An 18758-nucleotide genomic window follows, 5' to 3' on the forward strand; every position below is an offset into this window, starting at 1 on the left:
AGCAACCAATCATGAAAACCACCACAAAAGAAAAAAGAAACACCATCATCATGCTATTACTCTCAGCCGCAATAGGAATCTTTTCACCGCTATTCATGTACATTACGCTGGCACGGAAAAATGAGGTGTACAAATTTCATTGCCGAAAAGCATTTAACTTTCATTTGTTAATCTTTTTTCTATTTAATATTAGTTCACGTATTAGTGATGTTTTGTTTTGGGGTGTATTTGTCTTTGAGGTAATTCAAGTAATTATTGTTGTGTGGAAAGTAATGCGCAATGAACCTTATCGTTATTACATTCGAATTCCGTTATTTAAAGAAGATAAGTATGTAGTAGAAGGAGAATAGGTGATGAAAAAAGAAGTGGAGATAAGGGGAAAGCGGATTTTTATTGTGGTCGCAGTGTTATTTATTGCGATTTATATCGTTTTACGAAGACGAAAGTATGAGTGCTTTTATGATGGTACTAGTGAGTATGAAAATCGTTATAGAGGGAATGTTCCTTTTGTATTGCTTGTTGTAGGTTTGTTTCAATATTGTAGGCAGAATGAGATGAGTTTTTCTCATATGATTCAGTATGTGAAAGAGAAGTTATCGGAGTAGGTGATGGTATGGCGTGGATGATTAGTGAGTTTGCAAGTGTTGGGGATGTTACGGTGCGGGCGCTTCGTTATTATGACAAGATTAATTTATTAAAGCCAAGCGATTATACTGAGGGTGGACATCGGTTATATACGAAAGATGATTTGTATGTGCTGCAGCAAATTCAATCGTTTAAGCATCTCGGTTTTTCGCTTGGGGAAATTCAAAATATTATATTGCAGCGTGATATAGAGACGGAAGAATTTTTAAGACAAATACGTTTTCAAAGGGAATTGCTTTTGGCGGAGCAAGAAAGAATTGCGAAGGTGCTTTCGCATATGGATGAGATGACGAAGAAGTTTCAAAAGGAAGAACGAGTGGATGTCGCTTTGTTTTCTTCGTTTTTGCAAACTTTTATATGGGAGAAGGAAAATAAGGAATGGTTGGAGGAACACCTTTCAACGGATAGTGTTCGAGCTTTTTATAATAATAAGGAACTAAAAGAAAAGTTTGATCGGCGTTTTATGGATGTGATAGGGAAGTTGAAAAAGTATAAGGAAGAAGAGAAGGATCCGAGTTATCATGAAGTTCAAGTTACCTTGAAGGAATTCTTCAGCTTAATTGAAGAGGTAACGAACTATCTTGATACACCTCAAAGTGATATAGAGGATATAATCCAAAAATCAAATCTTCCACGATCCGAATTCCCAACCCTCTTCACAACTGAAGAAGAAAACTATATAAAAGAAGCAATGCAGCAGTTTAACCCCTAGTTAAACTGCTTTTCCATTATAATAGAAGAAAAATCAAACGGAGGGAAACCCACATGCCAACCTACAACAAACTAATCCGAAATAAAATCCCACAAATCATAAAAGCTAATGGAAAAACACCTACAACAAGAATCCTATCCGAAGACGAATACATAAAAGAACTTTGCAAAAAAACACAAGAAGAACTAACCGAATATATCGAAGCAAAAACAAAACCCGATAAACTCGAAGAACTATCCGACCTACTAGAATTAATCAACGCCCTAGCCGAACACGAAGGCACAACACTAGAAGAAATCAACAACATCCGTAAAAAGAAAGCAAAAGAAAGAGGCGGCTTCTCAGATCGAGTCTTCCTAATCGAAGTAACCGATAACTAGTCCCCCATAAGCCCCTTACAAGCCCCTACCAAGTAATAAATCACTAAGAAAAAACATAACAAAACAAAAACAACAACAAACACCGTAGTAGTAGTCAAAAAAAATTTAAAATAACACGCCAAAAACCCGCTCAGTCTCCCATATATATTATGAAGAGGTTTTCATTTTTGAACGGAGACGGGAGGAATTAGGATGGCGGTGTATCGTAATGTGCAGGTGAATTTTTGGCAGGATGATTTTGTTTTGGATTTGACGCCGGAGGAGCGGTATTTTTATGTGTATTTGTTGACTTGTTCGAAGACGACGCAGTGCGGGATTTTTCCTTTTCCGAAGCGGTTAGCTGAGATGGAGACTGGTTATAATCGGGAGACTGTTGATAAGCTTGTGCAGCGCTTCATTGATTATGGGAAGATTCTTTATGATGCGGATACTCGGGAGTTATTCGTTTTGAATTGGCTTCGTTATAATCCTGTGACGAATACGAATGTGGAGAAGTGTGTGCTTCGTGAGCTTAAGGGTGTGAAGAATAAGGAGTTTGTACATATGTTTCTTCAGAAGTGCGTAGAGGAGGAGCTGAATGTTCCGATGCTTTTAGCGCATTTCGGTATGCCTGGTGATTTGGCTGTGGATGATGCTGATCCGATTTGTGAGGAGGCAGAGGAAGAAGAGGTTGTAGTGGAAGAAACGGGAAGTCGCGTGTTTTCTTTTTATGAGCAACATTTTGGTAGTTTGTCTCCGTTTGCGGTGGAGGAACTGAGTGCGTGGATGGAAGATTTGTCTGAGGAGCTTGTGCTGAAGGCTCTTCAAATTGCGTTTGAGAATAATAAGCGGACGGTTGCTTATGTGAAGGGGATTTTGAGAGGTTGGCACGGGAAAGGTTTTACGAAAGTGTGTGAAGTTGAGGCGGATACGGCTAAGTTTCGGAAGAAGGAGTCGTCTGTTAGTACGGGGGAGACGGAGGAGTTTTTGGCGAGGTGTGAGGAGTGGGAGAAGAATGCACCGTCAGAGGAAGAGTTGCAGCGCTTTTTAGCGGAGCGCGGGTGGCGTCCATGAGTATTCAAAATGTGGAGGCAGAAAAGACGGTGTTAGGTTCTCTACTACTTGATGGAGAGCTTATTAAGGAGTGCCGTTTGACGGAGCAGTATTTTTCTATGCCAGTGCATAAGTCTATATTTCAGTTAATGCGAAAAATGGAAGAAGAGGGGCAAGCGATTGATCTTGTGACTTTCACTTCTAGGCTGGACCCGAATTTTTTGAAGGGGATCGGGGGAATGGAGTATTTTATAGGGTTAATGGATGGTGTGCCTACTACTAGCAACTTCTCATATTATGAGGGGCTTGTTCGAGGTGCCTGGAAAATGTATCAGGCTGGTGTTCTCGGGCACAAGATGGGAGAGCGTCTTATTGCGGAGAAGAATGAGAAAATTATTGGTGAGACGATTACGGCACTTTGTGAGTTAGAGGAGAAGGACTGTGTATGTGAGTTTGATTTGAAGGATGCACTAGTTGATTTATATGAAGAGCTTCATCAAGATGTGAAAGAGATTACTGGTATTGAGACTGGTTATACGTCGCTAAATAAAATGACGTGCGGATTGCAGGAAGGTGATTTTGTTGTACTTGGTGCGCGTCCTTCTATGGGGAAGACTGCGTTTGCGTTAAATGTTGGGCTACATGCGGCGAAGTCTGGAGCGGCGGTTGGATTATTTTCATTAGAGATGAGTAGTAAGCAATTGTTAAAAAGGATGGCGTCTTGCGTAGGTGAAGTGTCAGGAGGTAGGCTGAAAAATCCGAAGCATCGTTTTGCGATAGAGGACTGGGAAAAGGTGAGTAAGGCGTTTGCGGAAATCGGGGAATTGCCATTTGAGATTTACGATAACGCAGGCATTTCGGTGCAAGATATTTGGATGCAAACTCGTAAGTTAAAGAGGAAGCATGGGGATAAAAAGATTTTAATTATTGTAGATTACTTGCAGCTTATTACGGGTGATTCGAAGCATAAGGGCAATCGATTTCAAGAGATTAGTGAAATTTCTCGTAAGCTTAAGGTATTAGCACGTGAATTAAATGTTTGTGTAGTAGCGTTGTCACAATTGTCTCGTTCGGTAGAAGCACGACAAGATAAGCGACCTCTTTTATCTGATTTAAGAGAGACAGGACAAATTGAACAAGATGCGGATGTTATTATGCTTATGTATCGTGAGGATTATTACGATAAGGAAACGAAGCAGAAAGAGATGACGGAGATTCATGTGGCGAAGCATCGGAATGGACCTGTGGGGAGTTTTAAGCTGCGATTTTTGAAGGAATTTGGTCGGTTTGTGGAGGGGAAATAGTTGAAAGACTTGGGTATGACTTTGCAAATAAAGCATAAGTTTTTCAGTTCATTAACTTATGCTTTATTCTTTGATTCTTTTAATATATTTCTTATTTCCCCATAAAAAAGGATTTTCTCTCTGTAGTAATCCATTGCTCCAAGTCGTCTTGGCTACGTCGGACAAGTCGATTCACTAAAACATCATGCCATACATAATCCTCTAATAGATATATATGAACGGGGTCATCTGTATAAAAAGCAATATTACGCTCTTCAAGTGATGGGCCATAAATCATTTCTTTAGAATCTATTGATAAAATAAACCAATGTTCTGTAGAGAGGGTTTCTGTATAAGTTGTTATACGATGGGCTTCTAGATTTTTAATAGGATTTTCAACATGCAGGGTAATGCCTTGTACTGTGACTTTATCAGCTACCTGAGATAGGTCCTCTTTTAACGCTTCATACATTTCATCCCACATTGAAATGACAATACGTTGTTCTGCTTTTTTTATTAATGTCTGACAATAGCTAATGATTGTTTGATTGTCTTTTAAAGTAATTACTCGATTATCCGTTTTTTCCTCGGAAGTTTCTAGTTTTTTTAATGAATCACTAATTCCTTCATAAGTAGACTGCCATTCTGATTGAGCCTTCTGTAAAAAGATTTCAACAGGTAGAGGTGAATAGCGGGTAGTGTCATTTATTTCTTCCTTCATGACAATTCCTTTTTCTACAAGGTTACCTAAAATCTCATAAATTCGAGCTCTAGGGACACCCGAATCCTTACTCACTTGGTAGGCTGTGACAGGCCCCTGTTTAACAAGAGATACATAAGATTTAGCTTCATATTCATTAAAACCAATTTTTTTTAGCTGTTGCACTATGTAGTCCACTTTTTTCGTCCTCCGATGTTTGCTTTTATCCCGCTATTTGCCGGGCAGTAAGACCCCCACCTCAAAATTCAGCGGAAGCAAAGAAGTTAGGTGGGGGTCGGGCTGCCCGTAAAAGCCCGATTGGTGAGGGCTGATAATCAGTGGGGGATGAACAAAACCCCCCACTGATTAAAGTTTCACTTTATATTTTAACGTTACAATAACTCTTTACATTTAGCAAATTGATAGTTACTATTACAATAGTGACTAAAGGGGAGGCTACTAGTATGGATTTTTATTTAGACCCATCTGTATTAATGATTTTAATTGTTTTTGGATTTGTAGCTGCATTTATTGATTCAGTTGTAGGTGGTGGCGGACTCATTGCCTTACCAGCTTTATTATTTACAGGATTGAATCCAGCAAGTGCAGTAGCCACAAATAAACTAGCATCAACAATGGGGAGTGCAACTAGTAATATTGTGTTTTATCGTTCTGGTAATCTTGATTTAAAATCGGCTTTTAAATTATTTCCAATCACTTTCATAGGTTCCATAATAGGGGCATGGACCGTTCATTTAATGAACCCAGAAGTACTGAAGCCATTAATGCTGATCATGCTTGGTGTGGTCGCTATTTATACGATATTCAAGAAGGATTGGGGAAGTATTTCTACTCATAAAAAATTGTCTGGTCGACACGTCATTATTTTTACCTTTTTTATTTTTGCTATTGGTTTTTATGATGGATTTCTAGGTCCTGGTACAGGTTCATTTTTAATGTTTTCTCTTTTATTTATTGGGTATGATTTTTTAAAAGCAGCAGGTACGGCGAAGTTTCTTAATTTAGGAAGTAACGTTGGTGCATTGTTCATGTTTATGTATGTAGGGCAAGTAAACTATGCGTATGGCTTCATAATGGGGATTGCTCAAATTGCTGGAGGGATTGTTGGCTCCAAATTTGCTATAAAAAAAGGAAGCGGGTATGTTCGTGCCCTTTTCATTACAGTAACTTGTTTATTGTTAGCGAAAAATCTGTATGACTATGTGCAGTAAGTAATGTAGAAACGGTGAACTATGCAGGCTACATAAATATAATAATTCCTTTTAACATGTTTTAGATGCTATCTTATTCGAAGATAGCATCTAAAAAAGTCTCATTTAAAAGGGAATGAAAATAATAGTAACGAATATTTTCCCGGGTTATGTTTATCTATTCCACATTATTTTTATAATTAACTCGTAATAAACTCTTAAAATCCACCTCAGCAATCAACACACTTACTAATATAAGTGTCGCTCCTAAATATCCTTTCCCGGTAAGTGTTTCACCTGTGAAAACGAAAGCGAATCCTGCTGAAAAAACAGGTTCTAATGAAAAGATAAGGCCTGTATGTGTAGGCGTCGTGTATTGCTGGGCGATCACTTGCACGATGAATGCGACTGCGGTGCAAAATATGCTTAAGGCTAAGATGATTAGCCATGAGTTGGTTGTGCTAGGCAGTTTTGGCGTTTCTATAATGAATGAAAATATAAGACTAAATAGACCGACGAAGCCGAGTTGTATGACTCCAAGTGCAATGGAGTTCACATGTTTTGTTACGCTGCCAGTAATGATGACGTGAATGGCATAAAATAAGGCTGACAGTATGCAAAATATATCGCCGTTACCGATTTTGAATTCGCTCGTTAATGTTAATAAGCCAATTCCTATTATCGTTAAAATGATTCCTACTATAACTTTTTTTTCTGGAATGTGTTTTAAAAATATAGCTGATAATATCGGAATGAAAATGACTGTGAGACATAGTAAGAAACCGGCATTAGAAACACTCGTATACTTTGTTCCGAAAGTCGCGAAAATGTAAACGATAAATAAGACAGAAGCGAGTATAAATGCATATTTTACCGTTTTAAAATCGACTTTGAATAAATGTTTGTAAAATATTAAACCTGATAAAAGAAAGGCAATAATAAATCGTAATGCGATTAAATTGTATTCTTCTATGCCTTCGAGTCCAACCTTTGTAAGTAAGATGGATGCACCCCAAAAGAATGTAACTAGTAGTAGCCCTAAATCTGCTTTTAATTGTAGTTTCATTTCTATTCCCTCGTTATGTATAAATTTTATAATTCCATACCCCTATCCCCATTTTATATTTTAATATTAATTCTGAATATTTGTAACTTAAATTTATCGACGTTTTATTCCATTAAAAAAAGGCTGTTTATAAAACAGCCTCTATGTATCTGAAAATCCGAACCTTGACTAAAGATTACGTAGAATCTCCAAACCGTTTCTTGTTAAATGAATCCCTGCTCTACCTCTTTTTATTTCCACATACCCTTTCATTTTCAGGAAGTTCAACCGATGTCTTACCTGTGCCTCAGTTAATCTTATTTCGACTTCTTGGCTCTTTTCAGAAATAATTCTTCTTCCGATTGTTTTTCCGTTTTCTTCATAATTCATGATGAGGGTAAGGATGAAAAGGGATTCTTGATCAAGAGCGTTTGAACTTGAAGAAAAGGACGGTACACTCTCGGCTTGGTTGCTATTTGTTTTCTTATGTGGAGGCTTTTGAAAATAATGTTGATTAGGTAAATCATTTTTTGTTATTTGGTTTCCGGTACGGACAGCAAGCATATAATCTATCGTATTTTTAAGTTCTCTTACATTTCCGTACCATGGATATCCTTGAAGTTCTTCAATTAATTCTTGTTCAATTTTGACTTTAGGGTCCGATAGCGTAACAAAATGTTTAGCCAATAATTCAATGTCATTTCGACGTGCTCTTAATTCAGGAAGGTGTATAAAGAGTACTTTAAGCCTATGGTATAAGTCTTCTCTAAACACATTTTCTTGAATCATTTTTAGTAGATCCTTATTGGTCGCTGCAATAATCCGGACGTCTATCGGGATAATTTGGCTTCCGCCAACACGCATGATCTCTTTTTCCTGCAATACTCGAAGTAGTCGTGCTTGGAGTTTAAGGCTAATATCTCCAATCTCATCTAAAAAAATAGTGCCACCATTTGCTTGTTCAAATAATCCCATTTTCCCGCCCTTTTTTGCTCCGGTAAATGCTCCGTCTTCATAACCAAATAATTCACTCTCGACTAAATCATCCGATAAAGCACTAAAGTTAACGGCAAGAAAAGGACCGCTATTTCGAAGAGAAGCGTTATGAATAGCACTTGCAAACAACTCTTTTCCGGTACCACTTTCACCCTCAATTAATACAGTTAAATCAGTCTTAGCTAACCTTTTGGCAATTTGTTTCGTGTCTTGAATAGTAGAGCTAATCCCTACGATGTTATGAAAGCTGTATTTTGCTACATAACCTTTTTTGACAAATTCTTTTCTCAATTTACGTTCAAATCCGATGGTCTTAAGGGCATTTCTAAAAGTAACAATAATCGATTGATCATTTATATGTAGACGTTCCACTATTACATCCAAGCCGTTTACAACAAATATTCCGCTTTCTTGTTGCTTATTTGAAAGGATGAAGCTTACTAAATCAATATTATCAATAATGGCATCAATCGGATGACCAATAGCGTTTTTACTTTTTATTTTCAGCATGCTTTCCAGAAATTCATTAAAGACAACAATTCTTCCTGTATAATCAATAGCTAGTATGCCATCACCAACACCATCAATTACTTGATGAAGTTGTCGATGAGCTTTAGCTAGATTCTTTGTTAAATCTACTATTTTTCGATAGTATCTCTCGGAAACGTGGTTACCTGATTCCTCCATTAAATGAAATCGATCTAGAATGGACATAATTGTAGTAATATCTATTAATCTATGACCAATATTAATTACTTTTTCTACAAAGTCAGGGATAATTTCAAGTTCGTCAGGTGTGATTGCGAGCTTGATCATTTGTATATTCGTTTTTCCAGGATAGTATGGGAAATATTCAATGTGGTTCAGCCCCAATTGACGCATCGTTTCAATTGATTCGTATACTGTTTCATGATTATCATTCACATATAGGGCTTGTGTTCCTTCTGGTAAAAATAAAAGCTGGTCCACGTTTTCGTAATTTAATGTTCGTTTTGCTATTATTACTTCGCAGTTTTCCCCAATAAAGTCTTTCACCGTTTCTATAGTAAATGTATTAGGTAACAAGATTAATGTAGAATGAAATACTTTTGGAATACTTTCTTCTACAGAAAAACTTTCAATATCTATGAGGTCACCTACCATCTCCGTTAGTTGTTGATGTAGGGCTTTTCGTGTTTCTTTTAAAACGGTGATCAATACAATGTGGTTGGTTTCAAATTTGTTCATAGAACACCTCTTTAGTTGAATGTAATTGGTCTAAAGTTGGTTATTAATTGGTTATTATGTAACCAATTAATAACCAATTATAATACATATCAACATAGTGAGTACTGAAAAACGACAAATTATTTAAAGTTTTGTAAATAATCATTAGAATTTTAATATTGGCACGATAATTGCTTATGTAAATGGTGTGTAAAGAAATGATGAAATTAGTAGAGTAGTAATTTATATATCCGATTCTTTACCATTTGCTAGAAAAGGGAGGGTAAGAAGATACAATTTCAACAGAGAAAGACAACGAAACCATTTTAAGTATGAGGTGAGAGGAAATGAAACCACTAATTGGTGTTACTGGGTATTATATTGATCATAGTGAAATAGGGAAGGAGGGCTTACGAGGGCTACCAGGTCAAGATATGGCTATCTTTTCTTATGACTACATCCGTTCACTTCAACGAGCAGGTGCAACGGTTGTTCTACTTCCAATTGAGGAAGTTGATCAAATTGAGTCCACACTTAATCAATTAGATGGATTGTTATTAGCTGGTGGCGCGGACATCAATCCAATTTATTACGGTGATACTCCAAAATCGTATATAGGAACTGTAGAGGAAGAACGAGATAATTTTGAATTAAATTTGGCAAAGCAGGCTTTAGAAAAGGATATTCCTATTCTAGGAATTTGCCGAGGATTACAGGTGTTAAATGTTGCAGCTGGTGGATCTCTTTATCAAGACTTAGAGCACGAGATGGGGCCAGAATATTTTCATGTTCGAGAACAGTTCCGTAAATGGCAAGGCTCTCATTCCGTAGACCTTTTGGAAGAGGGGAAAATTTATGAGGCTATTGGACAAAAATCTTTAATGGTTAATTCTTTTCATCATCAAGCAGTGAAAACGCTGGGGAAAGATTTTGAGGCGAGCGCATGGTCTTTTGATGGTGTGATAGAGGCTATTGAATCCAAAGCTCATCGTTATGTAGCAGCGGTCCAATGGCATCCAGAAATGATGTCGGAAAGGGATGCTCTACAGCAGCGTTTATTTAACCAATTTGTGAATGAAATTAGTAAACAGGTAGTTAAATCCTAGAATGTTATAAATAAAAGAATTGATGGATAGCTTGGTACATCATGGTAGTGGGGGCAACCAGACTGCCGGCTGCCCGTAAAAGTAATAATCATTGGAGGATGAACAAAACCTCCAATGATTAAAGTTTCATTTTATCCCGCATTAACGGGCAGTAAGACCCCCACCTCAAAATTCAGCGGAAGCAAAGAAGTTAGGTGAGGGATCAACTGCCCGTAAAAGCCCGATTGGTTCAACTAATAATCATTGGGGGAAGAACAAAACCCCCCAATGATTAAAGTTTCACTTTATTGCAAAGGGGATTGGTATATGAGTCAAGTATCAGAAAAGGCAGTTTCATTCGAGCCAGAAGAAAAAAAGGAAAAAAAAGAATGGAAAATAAACGTATTTGCAATGTTACTTGTCTTGTTAGTTATTGCGGCTATTATTACACATATATTGCCAGCAGGAAAATATGCGCAGATTGAAAAAAATGGGTATACAACAGTAGATCCAAATTCATTCAAATGGATTACATCAACGCCACTTGGATTCTTTGATACGGTAAAATCTATTCCTACAGGGATGGTAGAAGCTGCTAATATTATCTTTTTCATTCTTATTATCGGAGGGTTTTTTGGTGTATTAAAGGCATCAGGTACGGTTGAGGCTCTTGTTTCAAAGATGGCAAAAAAACTTGCTAATCGTGAAAAGTTAATGATTCCTATTATAATGCTGTTCTTTGCACTTGGCGGGTCATTAATGGGAATGGCTGAGGAAGCTTTAGTGTATGTACCTCTATTTATTCCGCTAGCTCTTGCGGTTGGATTTGATACGATAACAGGAACCGCAATGGTACTAGTAGGAGCGTCCGTCGGATTTACAACGGCAATTATGAATCCGTTTACAGTTGGGCTTGCGCAGGGGATAGCGGGTCTTCCTATGTATTCGGGGATGGGGTTCCGCCTCATTTTATTCGTAGTCATATATGTAATTGCGGTTACATTTGTCTATCGTCATGCTATGAAAGTAAAGAGGGATCCTTCAAGTGGAATTTACGGAAAATTCGATACAAACAAGCCAGACAGCCTATTAACAGCGGAAGTAGAGTTAACAAAAAGACATAAATGGATATTAACGGCCTTTTTAATCAATTATATTATTCTTGTATTCGGTGTTATTAAGTACGAGTGGTATATAACAGAAATTGCAGCCTTATTTATTATTTTAACTATAATAATTGCAATCCTTGGCAAGATATCTCTTGATGATACTGTAGAATCTTTTACACAAGGATCGGCATCTTTAATCGGGGGAGCTTTAATCATTGGTGTATCACGCGCTATTTTAGTTGTATTGAATCAAGGACATATTATAGATCCACTACTTTATCAAGTATCGGAAGGAATGAAACATGTTTCTCCTTTTTTAAGTGTTGTTGGAATGTACAACTTCCAAGTAGCTATTCATTTTATTTTAGCATCAGGTAGTGGTCATGCAATGTTGACAATGCCTATAATGGCGCCACTTGCAGATTTATTGGACATTACACGCCAAACAGCAGTATTATCCTTTTCATTCGCGGATGGTATCGGAAATATTATTTTTCCGACTGGTGGTACGTTAATGGCTGGATTAGCAATTGCAGAAATTTCATGGACAAGGTGGGCGAGGTGGATTCTTCCTTTAATTCTAATTGAATACTCAATCGGTTTAATAGCAGTTATAATTGCTCATCTTATTGGTTATGGTCCATCCTAATAAAGACTAAAATATAAAATTGAAGAGACTCGGTATGTAGTATGTACAAAAAAACGCCTATTTCATATAGGCGTTTTTTATATGGTGAAGTTATTCCTTTTCAAACTGAAAAATATCCCGATTAATAAGTTGGTGGAGATACCTATCCATCTCAGCCGCAGAAACGCTTCTTTCATTTTTAAACCACCATGCGCTTAATGAGGTGATTGCCCCTGAATAAAATTCAATGATTAAATCATTTGGCATCGTATGATTTTTACAAAGTTGATTTAACGCTTCTATTTCTTGTTTTCTCGTTTCGTGACTTAAATATTGTGCACGGCTAATAAATTGTTCATCAGACATTTGTGCTTCTAATATTTTACCGATTTCTTCATGATGTAGGAATTGTTCCATTACTTGAAATGGTTTACTTAATCGATCTGAAACCGGTATTTCAGCAATCATCTTGCCGTATCGTTTAAATCCAAATGTTAATAAAGCATCTTTATCTTCGAAGTGTTTATAAAAGGTTGTTCGGTGAACCATTGCGCGGTCACATATTTGGTTAATCGTGATGGTACTATATTTCTGTTTTGATTGCGTCATTAATTCAAATAAGGAATCCCATAGTAATTTATGTGTACGTCTAATACGTAAATCCAGTTGTTTTTCATTATCATTCATCTACAATTCTCCTTTTTTGTAGATTAAATATACAGTGGCTGAAAATTGATTCTCCCTTTTTAATCTACATATGTATATTATATTACATGTGTTCAGGTATATTTAAAGTTTTTTAAGTAAGAAACAGGAGGAGAATTTGCAAATGAATATAACAACTAAGAGCCCTGCAAGTGGCAAAGTTGATAATTCTAATATGAAACATACCCCCATTTTAATTGCATTACTTTTAGGGGCAATGGTTGCATTATTAAATGAAACGTTACTTGGTAATGCGTTAACTGTATTAATGAAAGAATTCGACGTAACAGCTTCAACGATTCAATGGCTTTCTACAGCATACATGTTGGTGGTTGGGGTTTTAGTTCCAATTACAGCGTTACTTCAGCAATGGCTTACAACGAGACAGATGTTTTTGATCGCTATGGTAACGTTTTTAGCTGGTACATTAATTGCGGGATTTGCACCGACATTTTCCATTTTATTAATCGGTCGTATCGTCCAAGCGGTAGCGACAGGGTTGATTTCACCGTTATTAATGAATACGATTTTAATTATTTGTCCGCCTGAAAAACGTGGTGCCACAATGGGATTAATTGCACTTGTGATGATGGCAGCTCCAGCAATTGGTCCTACATTATCTGGAGTAATCGTCGACTCATTAAATTGGCGCTGGTTATTCTATATCGTTATTCCTATCGTGATCATTTCAATTATGATTGGGATGAAGTACATTCAAAATGTTTCAGAGTTAACAAGACCAAAAGTAGATTATCCATCTATCCTTTTATCGACATTAGGATTTGGCGGGCTTGTATATAGCTTTAGTGCATCAGGTGACTTAGGCTGGTCCGATATGAGAGTGTATGGCACTTTAATTGTTGGGCTTATCTCATTATGTATTTTTGTCGTTCGACAATTAAAAATTGAGAATCCAATTTTAGAATTACGCGCATTTAAAGTTCCGATGTTTACATTATCAGTTGGATTAATCGTCATTGTGATGATGTCTTTATTTTCAACGATGACTTTATTACCGATGTTCCTGCAAACAGTTTTACTCGTTACAGCTTTTAAATCAGGAATCATCATGCTTCCGGGAAGTATTATTAGCGCTATAATGGGACCAATCGCAGGTAAACTATTTGATAAATTTAGTCCGAAAGTTATTATCGTTCCCGGCATTGTGTTAGTAGGAATTGCGATGTTCTTATTTAAAGGCATTACGCCTGACACATCAATGGTACAAATTATTGTCATGCATAGCGTATTAATGGTTGGACTCATGTTTGTCATGACAGCACAAACATATGGTTTAAATCAATTAACACCAGATTTATATCCGCACGGAACAGCACTGTTTAATACACTGCAACAAGTAGCTGGCGCAATTGGTACGGCTATCTTTATTTCAAAAATGTCTTCAGGAACAGCTAAGTATATGGAAAGTTCCGCAAACCCAATGGACCCAGTAGAGAAGTTAAACGGTTTAACGTCAGGGTTCCAAGGTGCATTTACACTTGGATTAATCTTTATTGTTGTTGCATTTATCGTATCGCTGTTTTTAAAAGAAGAGAAAAAGGGAGTAGAAGTAGCAGGGGTTTTACAGAAAGAAAATTAAGGTTTATATAAAAAGACATCTTTACGATTAAAGATGTCTTTTTATATTTCTTTCGTAATAATAGTTCGAACAGCCGAGGAAAATATAGTGTATGTATTGTCTGTTTTTTAGTAAGAAGAACTATTGAGAATAACGATATAAGGCCTTACTAATAACTAAAAGTCCAATAATGAGGGAAAGTGTTCTTATAATAAGTTCTGCAACTAATAAGTCACCCATCGTTTTAGTGACATCATACATAGTCCCTGTAATGAGAATAGGTGCGATCATAATGATAATTCCAATTACTATTTGAAGAAGTAGATTAGTGTTTTTATTCAAGATAATCACCTCCTAAAAATATTACAAAACAGGTATATGGAATTTTCTGTATTATACATTTATTATACTGTATCAAATTAAGGTTATGGTAATGTTTCTAAAATAGAAAGGAGGTGTCACATAGTCAAAAAATGACCCGTGGGACAGCTCCTTTTAAGTAGCTGAAATGAAAGATGCTTCAATGACAGTTCGATCTTCTGCGTCTGTTATGCAATGTTTGTTAATCTTACATTTCCTCCGTAACATCATACCGAAGCAACTCGCCCTGATTATAAAACCTCTCAAAAATAAGCCCCATAATATAGAAGAATACTAGCCCGAAGCCAATATGAATGAGTGTAAAAGTGGCTCCAAATGAAGAAAATTCATACACGAGAATTGGCAATTTCGCAGTTGTCCAAACGCCTAAGAAAAATACGATGTACCGAATGCTTGCACCTTTTTTTAATAGTAGTGCTGCGATTGGAAAGGCGACGTAGAGGGGACCAGCTGCAATGCCTCCTAATAATAGAGAAAACAAGATACCATAGATGCCTGATTTTTCACCCATATATTTCATGAGCGTTTCTTTTTTCACCCACTGATCAAGTAACCCTACAAATAGTAAGACAGGGGGGAGGAGAAACAACATATCTAAAATGCTATTCCCTGTTAGTTGTAATGCACTCCATCCTAAAGATTGATTTATGAAAGTTAATACAAAGAGCCCGAGTAGTAAGACGAAAAAGAAGCGATATCTTTTTAGTTCTTTCATACCATCACCACCCAAATAATATAGGAGAATAGGAGTGACATGAGTAATGCAGATGCATTACGTGCGTAAGCAAAGCTTCGTCCGAATATCTTTTGTTCCATGGGCAAGGTTGTAATTCCTACTGACATGAGTGTAGACATAAGTGCCGCGACTTGAGGTAGGCCTGCACCGTGTTGGACTAATGTATTTCCAAGAGGAAATACGACAAAGCTTGGAATAAGTGCAACGGAGCCGAGTATTGCTGAGTAAATAATACCTAACATTCCGGACTGTTCTCCAATGATAGAAGAGATAAAGGACGGCGTTAATATAGAAAGCGATAAGCCAACGAAAAGCATGATGGAAAGCATGGCAGGGAGAAGATTGCGAAACATTTTCCACGACTTCATTAGAGCATCTTTCGTTTTCGTACGGTCCTTCATAAAAGAAATCCCAGTAAGAATAATGGCTAAAGTGTAAAGAATCACGCCGTTAATCATGGTCGGATTCCTTTAAGTCTTTATATTTATCTAAGAAAAAGGATAAGTTCTTCATTTTTTCTTCAATATCCATTTGAAAATCTGTCAGTTGTTCCTTTCCAGCAGGCGTAATTTTGTACATCTTTCTCGGTTTGTCTTGATGATCTGTGCTTACATAAGATTCAATTGCACCTTCGTTTTCTAATTTCTTTAGCGTGCGATACAAAATGGCACTATCGATTGGATTGACGGGAAGTTCTTCCTCGCACTTTTGCAATAACTGCCCTCCATAGTTATCTCCTTCAGCTAGAAATAACAAAAGAAATGCGCCTGTATGTCTTCCTGTATGTTTCATGGATAAACCTCCTAGAATGAATTAGAATTTATACTGTTAATTACAGTATACTGTTGTTAACAGTATATGGTGCATGATGTGTTTTGTCAATTTTAAAATGTACGAATTCTGAGAGGGAAGATAACAAGAACATTGTTTTTTAGCGCTGGTAAACGACGGATAGGGAGGGGCTGTACATCCAAAAAACATAAAAAAAGACACTCTCAAGAGTGCCTCTCCTTAGCAGCCGAATCCGCCGCCCCAACAGCTAGCGCCAACGATGATTAATAAAATAAACAGTACAACAAGTAAAGCGAATCCGCCGCCGAAACCGCAGCCTCCACCACAACTACCGCCATAGCCCATATTAACTCCTCCTTCCATAAAGACCATTAATTAATGGATTTAATTCACTTTATGTTTTTACGGATAAACTTGAGCAGGTCCTTTTGAAAAATAAAGGTACTTGGGATTTTATAAGAGTTGACGACCTTATTTTTGTCACCGCTATTCGGCTGATGACATATTGTATTTTATTCTGTGTATTGGGGGAAGGAGGATCTTTATGGCCAATTCTGAAATGATTTTACGATTACTTACGGATTTAAAGATTGAACAGCAAGCCTTAAAAGAACAGTTGGAAAAAATACAGACAGCTGTGAATACTCTTGAAGAAAAATCAGCGATTGTGGAAGAAAAACCAATGACTATTGAAGAAAAACCAGTTGTTGCTGCTGCAAAGCAAAGAGCTCATTCTGGACGCCCAACATCTTTTCGTGCTTGGAGAGCATCTACTCAAAAAAATTCATAAAAGTATAAGAAAAGAAGACATCTAGTAAGATGTCTTCTTTTGCTTGTACAATCCAAATGAAGTTAAGAAGATATATCCATATTGCTTTAAAAATAAGAAGAAAATAACGATTGTCGACTCCTTTTTTAGTATAGCATATAATAATAAAGAATTTTATGAAATAATGCATATATGTTAATTATAAGATTTTAATCATATATATTTTAGTTATCTGTTATTTCTCTTTACATGCTACATGTAAAGGATTTCTTATGAAAAGAAAACTATTGAATAAAGAATGGGAAACGTATATTCAGGACAATAAAGACAGTAGGTTATCAAAAGTTGTCTGGTGTTGAAACAAAACTTACCGATTCATTGGCTATATTACTTGCTGAAAAAATTATCATCCTTATAATTAAGATGAAAGCATTCGTAATATATGGGGGAATAACAAGCAATGAATAAAAAGGCAACATTTAAAATAGGGGCAATGTTTACCATTTTATTAATGGCATGTGTTTTTTACGGATATAAGAGTTTAAATAGTTTTTTAGTCTGGAATGAACTCGGTGATATACAGATGATTTCAAGTGAAAAAGAAGTTGCAAATGGTATATATTTTGTAAGGGGAGAGATATATGCTGAACGTGTAACAGGCGATGAAACGCTACTTGCTGATGGGTATGCGGTAGTGAATCGAATTCAAAAGAAAAAAACGACATACTATACACAGACTTCTGCACCAAATCGTTCGTTATGGAGTAACGGTCAAGTAACAGCTTTTTATAATGAACCAATACATATTGGAAATAAAGAATTAAAATTAATAAATAAAGAAAATGTGTCTCTGGAAACTCCCTTTATGGAATTAAATGATCAGAATGTAATTTCAACAAGAATAAATGATATTCAGGCGAATGCTACAAAGTTAGCAGATGGAAATAAACGCTTTTATTCATTTAGAGCAGTAGAAAATAAAGAAAATGTAGTTGTGCTTGGCTCAGTAGATGGAAAAGTAATAAAAGAATTACCTAGTAGATATGGGGAATTTGTTTATATTGGAAATACGAAGGAGCAAATTATAGATAGCTTAAAGAATGGTAATAACAAAAATTGGATATATTTCGCTGTGCTTATTATACTAACTAGTATTAGTGGATTCGTATTTTATATGTATGGGAAAGGAAAATGGACAAAAGATGTTTTTGTTTTTACATTTTTCGGACGGAAGATAAATTAAAGAGGATGCATTTTTGCATCCTCTTTAAAAATTCATATGAGTTCTTTTCGTAAAGAAAGTTCTTCTTCATTTTCATATCCAGTAAATAAGACTTCTTCAATTTGTATATGATCGAAAAAAACATTATAATCTTTTGAAAGGTTACCATAAGGATAAAGACAACCAACATAATCCCAAATTTTTTTTTCGTTAGATTGTTGTTGTTTTCTTCCATAAATCATAACTTTTTGTTCTAGTCCATAAATTGTAATAACAGTTCCAATTGGAAGGAATTCTTTTGTATTCTCCATGATATATCTCCTTAGTATTTTTTACGAATTTCATATTTTTTATAAATAAATGCAATTACTTTATAAAGGATAAACCAAATGATAAGGAATAAAATTAATACAAAAGCTATATTTTTAATTTTCGAACCAATATCTAAATTGGATAAAAATGAAATAGAAATAATATTGATTATACAAATTAATGTTCCAAAACCGATAAAAATTTTTTTTATAGTTTCAAATGAAATCATG

At 36.1% G+C, this 18758-nt stretch carries 23 protein-coding genes; 12 read left to right on the plus strand and 11 right to left on the minus strand.

Annotated features, from left to right (window positions below):
- Window positions 1-11: 11 nt before the first annotated feature.
- From DN390_RS13625 to dnaB, 6 genes are all read left to right on the plus strand, one after another.
- Window positions 12-350: a magnetosome magnetite crystal formation protein family gene (locus DN390_RS13625; RefSeq protein WP_147807566.1), complete on the plus strand. Its 339-nt coding sequence runs from the start codon at window positions 12-14 to the stop codon at window positions 348-350.
- Between the two features lie 3 nt (window positions 351-353).
- Window positions 354-605: a hypothetical protein gene (locus DN390_RS13630; protein WP_141525183.1), complete on the plus strand. Its 252-nt coding sequence runs from the start codon at window positions 354-356 to the stop codon at window positions 603-605.
- Between the two features lie 8 nt (window positions 606-613).
- Complete coding sequence (locus DN390_RS13635; RefSeq protein WP_147807567.1) at window positions 614-1357, plus strand: MerR family transcriptional regulator; 744 nt, start codon at window positions 614-616, stop codon at window positions 1355-1357.
- 53 nt (window positions 1358-1410) lie between these two features.
- The gene (locus DN390_RS13640) at window positions 1411-1737 is read left to right on the plus strand and encodes a nucleoside triphosphate pyrophosphohydrolase (RefSeq protein ID WP_147807568.1); all 327 of its coding nucleotides are present in this window, start codon (window positions 1411-1413) and stop codon (window positions 1735-1737) included.
- A 192-nt stretch (window positions 1738-1929) separates the two neighbouring features.
- Window positions 1930-2790 (plus strand): DnaD domain-containing protein, encoded by an 861-nt coding sequence (locus DN390_RS13645; protein ID WP_098951411.1) that lies wholly within the window; start codon window positions 1930-1932, stop codon window positions 2788-2790.
- Window positions 2787-4073 carry a replicative DNA helicase gene (gene dnaB / locus DN390_RS13650; RefSeq protein WP_147807569.1) on the plus strand — a complete coding sequence of 429 codons (1287 nt, stop codon included), beginning with the start codon at window positions 2787-2789 and terminating at the stop codon, window positions 4071-4073. The genes DN390_RS13645 and dnaB overlap by 4 nt, the downstream gene beginning before the upstream one ends.
- Before the next feature lie 91 nt (window positions 4074-4164).
- Here the strand turns inward: dnaB and DN390_RS13655 are convergent, their stop codons facing one another.
- Window positions 4165-4950 carry a TrmB family transcriptional regulator gene (locus DN390_RS13655; RefSeq protein WP_147807570.1) on the minus strand — a complete coding sequence of 262 codons (786 nt, stop codon included), beginning with the start codon at window positions 4948-4950 and terminating at the stop codon, window positions 4165-4167.
- Window positions 4951-5216: 266 nt separating this feature from the next.
- Between DN390_RS13655 and DN390_RS13660 the strand changes: the two genes are divergently transcribed.
- On the plus strand, window positions 5217-5984 hold the full coding sequence (locus DN390_RS13660; RefSeq protein WP_088313207.1) for a TSUP family transporter: 768 nt from the start codon (window positions 5217-5219) through the stop codon (window positions 5982-5984).
- A 157-nt stretch (window positions 5985-6141) separates the two neighbouring features.
- Here the strand turns inward: DN390_RS13660 and DN390_RS13665 are convergent, their stop codons facing one another.
- Together DN390_RS13665 and DN390_RS13670 are read right to left on the minus strand one after the other, a co-directional pair.
- Window positions 6142-7029: a DMT family transporter gene (locus tag DN390_RS13665; RefSeq protein WP_147807571.1), complete on the minus strand. Its 888-nt coding sequence runs from the start codon at window positions 7027-7029 to the stop codon at window positions 6142-6144.
- 168 nt (window positions 7030-7197) lie between these two features.
- Window positions 7198-9231 carry a sigma 54-interacting transcriptional regulator gene (locus DN390_RS13670; RefSeq protein ID WP_147807572.1) on the minus strand — a complete coding sequence of 678 codons (2034 nt, stop codon included), beginning with the start codon at window positions 9229-9231 and terminating at the stop codon, window positions 7198-7200.
- 326 nt (window positions 9232-9557) lie between these two features.
- On the opposite strand from DN390_RS13670, the gene DN390_RS13675 reads away from it, so the two are divergent.
- Together DN390_RS13675 and DN390_RS13680 are read left to right on the plus strand one after the other, a co-directional pair.
- Window positions 9558-10316: a gamma-glutamyl-gamma-aminobutyrate hydrolase family protein gene (locus tag DN390_RS13675; RefSeq protein ID WP_147807573.1), complete on the plus strand. Its 759-nt coding sequence runs from the start codon at window positions 9558-9560 to the stop codon at window positions 10314-10316.
- A 306-nt stretch (window positions 10317-10622) separates the two neighbouring features.
- The gene (locus DN390_RS13680) at window positions 10623-12053 is read left to right on the plus strand and encodes a YfcC family protein (protein WP_147807574.1); all 1431 of its coding nucleotides are present in this window, start codon (window positions 10623-10625) and stop codon (window positions 12051-12053) included.
- 90 nt (window positions 12054-12143) lie between these two features.
- Here the strand turns inward: DN390_RS13680 and DN390_RS13685 are convergent, their stop codons facing one another.
- Window positions 12144-12719, minus strand: coding sequence for a TetR/AcrR family transcriptional regulator (locus DN390_RS13685; protein ID WP_147807575.1), 576 nt, complete (start codon window positions 12717-12719; stop codon window positions 12144-12146).
- A gap of 193 nt (window positions 12720-12912) precedes the next feature.
- Here DN390_RS13685 and DN390_RS13690 point away from each other — a divergent pair, with 193 nt between their 5' ends.
- The gene (locus DN390_RS13690; RefSeq protein WP_472926133.1) at window positions 12913-14337 is read left to right on the plus strand and encodes an MDR family MFS transporter; all 1425 of its coding nucleotides are present in this window, start codon (window positions 12913-12915) and stop codon (window positions 14335-14337) included.
- A gap of 120 nt (window positions 14338-14457) precedes the next feature.
- Here DN390_RS13690 and DN390_RS13695 read toward each other — a convergent pair whose 3' ends face one another.
- The 5 genes from DN390_RS13695 to DN390_RS13715 form a co-directional block, all read right to left on the minus strand.
- Complete coding sequence (locus DN390_RS13695) at window positions 14458-14658, minus strand: hypothetical protein (RefSeq protein WP_001039244.1); 201 nt, start codon at window positions 14656-14658, stop codon at window positions 14458-14460.
- A gap of 226 nt (window positions 14659-14884) precedes the next feature.
- A complete protein-coding gene (locus DN390_RS13700) occupies window positions 14885-15412 on the minus strand; it encodes a permease (RefSeq protein WP_060629773.1) in 528 nt (175 codons plus the stop codon).
- Window positions 15409-15891 carry a hypothetical protein gene (locus DN390_RS13705; RefSeq protein ID WP_147807577.1) on the minus strand — a complete coding sequence of 161 codons (483 nt, stop codon included), beginning with the start codon at window positions 15889-15891 and terminating at the stop codon, window positions 15409-15411. The genes DN390_RS13700 and DN390_RS13705 overlap by 4 nt, the downstream gene beginning before the upstream one ends.
- Window positions 15884-16225, minus strand: a complete 342-nt coding sequence (locus DN390_RS13710) for a PadR family transcriptional regulator (RefSeq protein ID WP_098198891.1) — start codon at window positions 16223-16225, stop codon at window positions 15884-15886. Before DN390_RS13710 ends, DN390_RS13705 begins: the two co-directional genes overlap by 8 nt.
- 219 nt (window positions 16226-16444) lie before the next feature.
- A complete protein-coding gene (locus tag DN390_RS13715; RefSeq protein WP_000540377.1) occupies window positions 16445-16570 on the minus strand; it encodes a YjcZ family sporulation protein in 126 nt (41 codons plus the stop codon).
- A gap of 199 nt (window positions 16571-16769) precedes the next feature.
- On the opposite strand from DN390_RS13715, the gene DN390_RS13720 reads away from it, so the two are divergent.
- Both DN390_RS13720 and DN390_RS13730 read left to right on the plus strand, forming a co-directional pair.
- Entirely contained in the window at window positions 16770-17015 is a 246-nt protein-coding gene (locus DN390_RS13720) for a hypothetical protein (protein WP_141531720.1), read from the plus strand.
- 439 nt (window positions 17016-17454) lie between these two features.
- Window positions 17455-18237 carry a hypothetical protein gene (locus DN390_RS13730; protein WP_098288988.1) on the plus strand — a complete coding sequence of 261 codons (783 nt, stop codon included), beginning with the start codon at window positions 17455-17457 and terminating at the stop codon, window positions 18235-18237.
- 32 nt (window positions 18238-18269) lie between these two features.
- On the opposite strand, the gene DN390_RS13735 is transcribed toward DN390_RS13730, so the two are convergent.
- Both DN390_RS13735 and DN390_RS13740 read right to left on the minus strand, forming a co-directional pair.
- Window positions 18270-18527, minus strand: coding sequence for a DUF4176 domain-containing protein (locus tag DN390_RS13735; protein ID WP_097949967.1), 258 nt, complete (start codon window positions 18525-18527; stop codon window positions 18270-18272).
- 11 nt (window positions 18528-18538) lie between these two features.
- Entirely contained in the window at window positions 18539-18757 is a 219-nt protein-coding gene (locus DN390_RS13740; RefSeq protein WP_097949966.1) for a hypothetical protein, read from the minus strand.
- Window position 18758: the final 1 nt, after the last annotated feature.

The sequence above is a fragment of the Bacillus sp. SH7-1 genome (genome assembly GCF_008042405.1).
Classification (GTDB): Bacteria; Bacillota; Bacilli; order Bacillales; family Bacillaceae_G; genus Bacillus_A; species Bacillus_A thuringiensis_N.

Excerpts from the sequence above, each read along its gene's own strand:
- DN390_RS13715 (WP_000540377.1), bottom strand. The coding sequence starts at position 16,570 with ATGGGCTATGGCGGTAGTTGTGGTGGAGGCTGCGGTTTCGGCGGCGGA.
- DN390_RS13665 (WP_147807571.1), bottom strand. The coding sequence starts at position 7,029 with ATGAAACTACAATTAAAAGCAGATTTAGGGCTACTACTAGTTACATTC.
- DN390_RS13735 (WP_097949967.1), bottom strand. The coding sequence starts at position 18,527 with ATGGAGAATACAAAAGAATTCCTTCCAATTGGAACTGTTATTACAATT.
- DN390_RS13675 (WP_147807573.1), top strand. The coding sequence starts at position 9,558 with ATGAAACCACTAATTGGTGTTACTGGGTATTATATTGATCATAGTGAA.
- DN390_RS13670 (WP_147807572.1), bottom strand. The coding sequence starts at position 9,231 with ATGAACAAATTTGAAACCAACCACATTGTATTGATCACCGTTTTAAAA.
- DN390_RS13625 (WP_147807566.1), top strand. The coding sequence starts at position 12 with ATGAAAACCACCACAAAAGAAAAAAGAAACACCATCATCATGCTATTA.
- DN390_RS13660 (WP_088313207.1), top strand. The coding sequence starts at position 5,217 with ATGGATTTTTATTTAGACCCATCTGTATTAATGATTTTAATTGTTTTT.
- DN390_RS13645 (WP_098951411.1), top strand. The coding sequence starts at position 1,930 with ATGGCGGTGTATCGTAATGTGCAGGTGAATTTTTGGCAGGATGATTTT.
- DN390_RS13690 (WP_472926133.1), top strand. The coding sequence starts at position 12,913 with ATGAAACATACCCCCATTTTAATTGCATTACTTTTAGGGGCAATGGTT.
- DN390_RS13685 (WP_147807575.1), bottom strand. The coding sequence starts at position 12,719 with ATGAATGATAATGAAAAACAACTGGATTTACGTATTAGACGTACACAT.
- DN390_RS13680 (WP_147807574.1), top strand. The coding sequence starts at position 10,623 with ATGAGTCAAGTATCAGAAAAGGCAGTTTCATTCGAGCCAGAAGAAAAA.
- DN390_RS13635 (WP_147807567.1), top strand. The coding sequence starts at position 614 with ATGGCGTGGATGATTAGTGAGTTTGCAAGTGTTGGGGATGTTACGGTG.
- DN390_RS13720 (WP_141531720.1), top strand. The coding sequence starts at position 16,770 with ATGGCCAATTCTGAAATGATTTTACGATTACTTACGGATTTAAAGATT.
- DN390_RS13700 (WP_060629773.1), bottom strand. The coding sequence starts at position 15,412 with ATGAAAGAACTAAAAAGATATCGCTTCTTTTTCGTCTTACTACTCGGG.
- DN390_RS13640 (WP_147807568.1), top strand. The coding sequence starts at position 1,411 with ATGCCAACCTACAACAAACTAATCCGAAATAAAATCCCACAAATCATA.
- DN390_RS13740 (WP_097949966.1), bottom strand. The coding sequence starts at position 18,757 with ATGATTTCATTTGAAACTATAAAAAAAATTTTTATCGGTTTTGGAACA.
- DN390_RS13630 (WP_141525183.1), top strand. The coding sequence starts at position 354 with ATGAAAAAAGAAGTGGAGATAAGGGGAAAGCGGATTTTTATTGTGGTC.
- DN390_RS13710 (WP_098198891.1), bottom strand. The coding sequence starts at position 16,225 with ATGAAACATACAGGAAGACATACAGGCGCATTTCTTTTGTTATTTCTA.
- DN390_RS13730 (WP_098288988.1), top strand. The coding sequence starts at position 17,455 with ATGAATAAAAAGGCAACATTTAAAATAGGGGCAATGTTTACCATTTTA.
- DN390_RS13705 (WP_147807577.1), bottom strand. The coding sequence starts at position 15,891 with ATGATTAACGGCGTGATTCTTTACACTTTAGCCATTATTCTTACTGGG.
- dnaB (WP_147807569.1), top strand. The coding sequence starts at position 2,787 with ATGAGTATTCAAAATGTGGAGGCAGAAAAGACGGTGTTAGGTTCTCTA.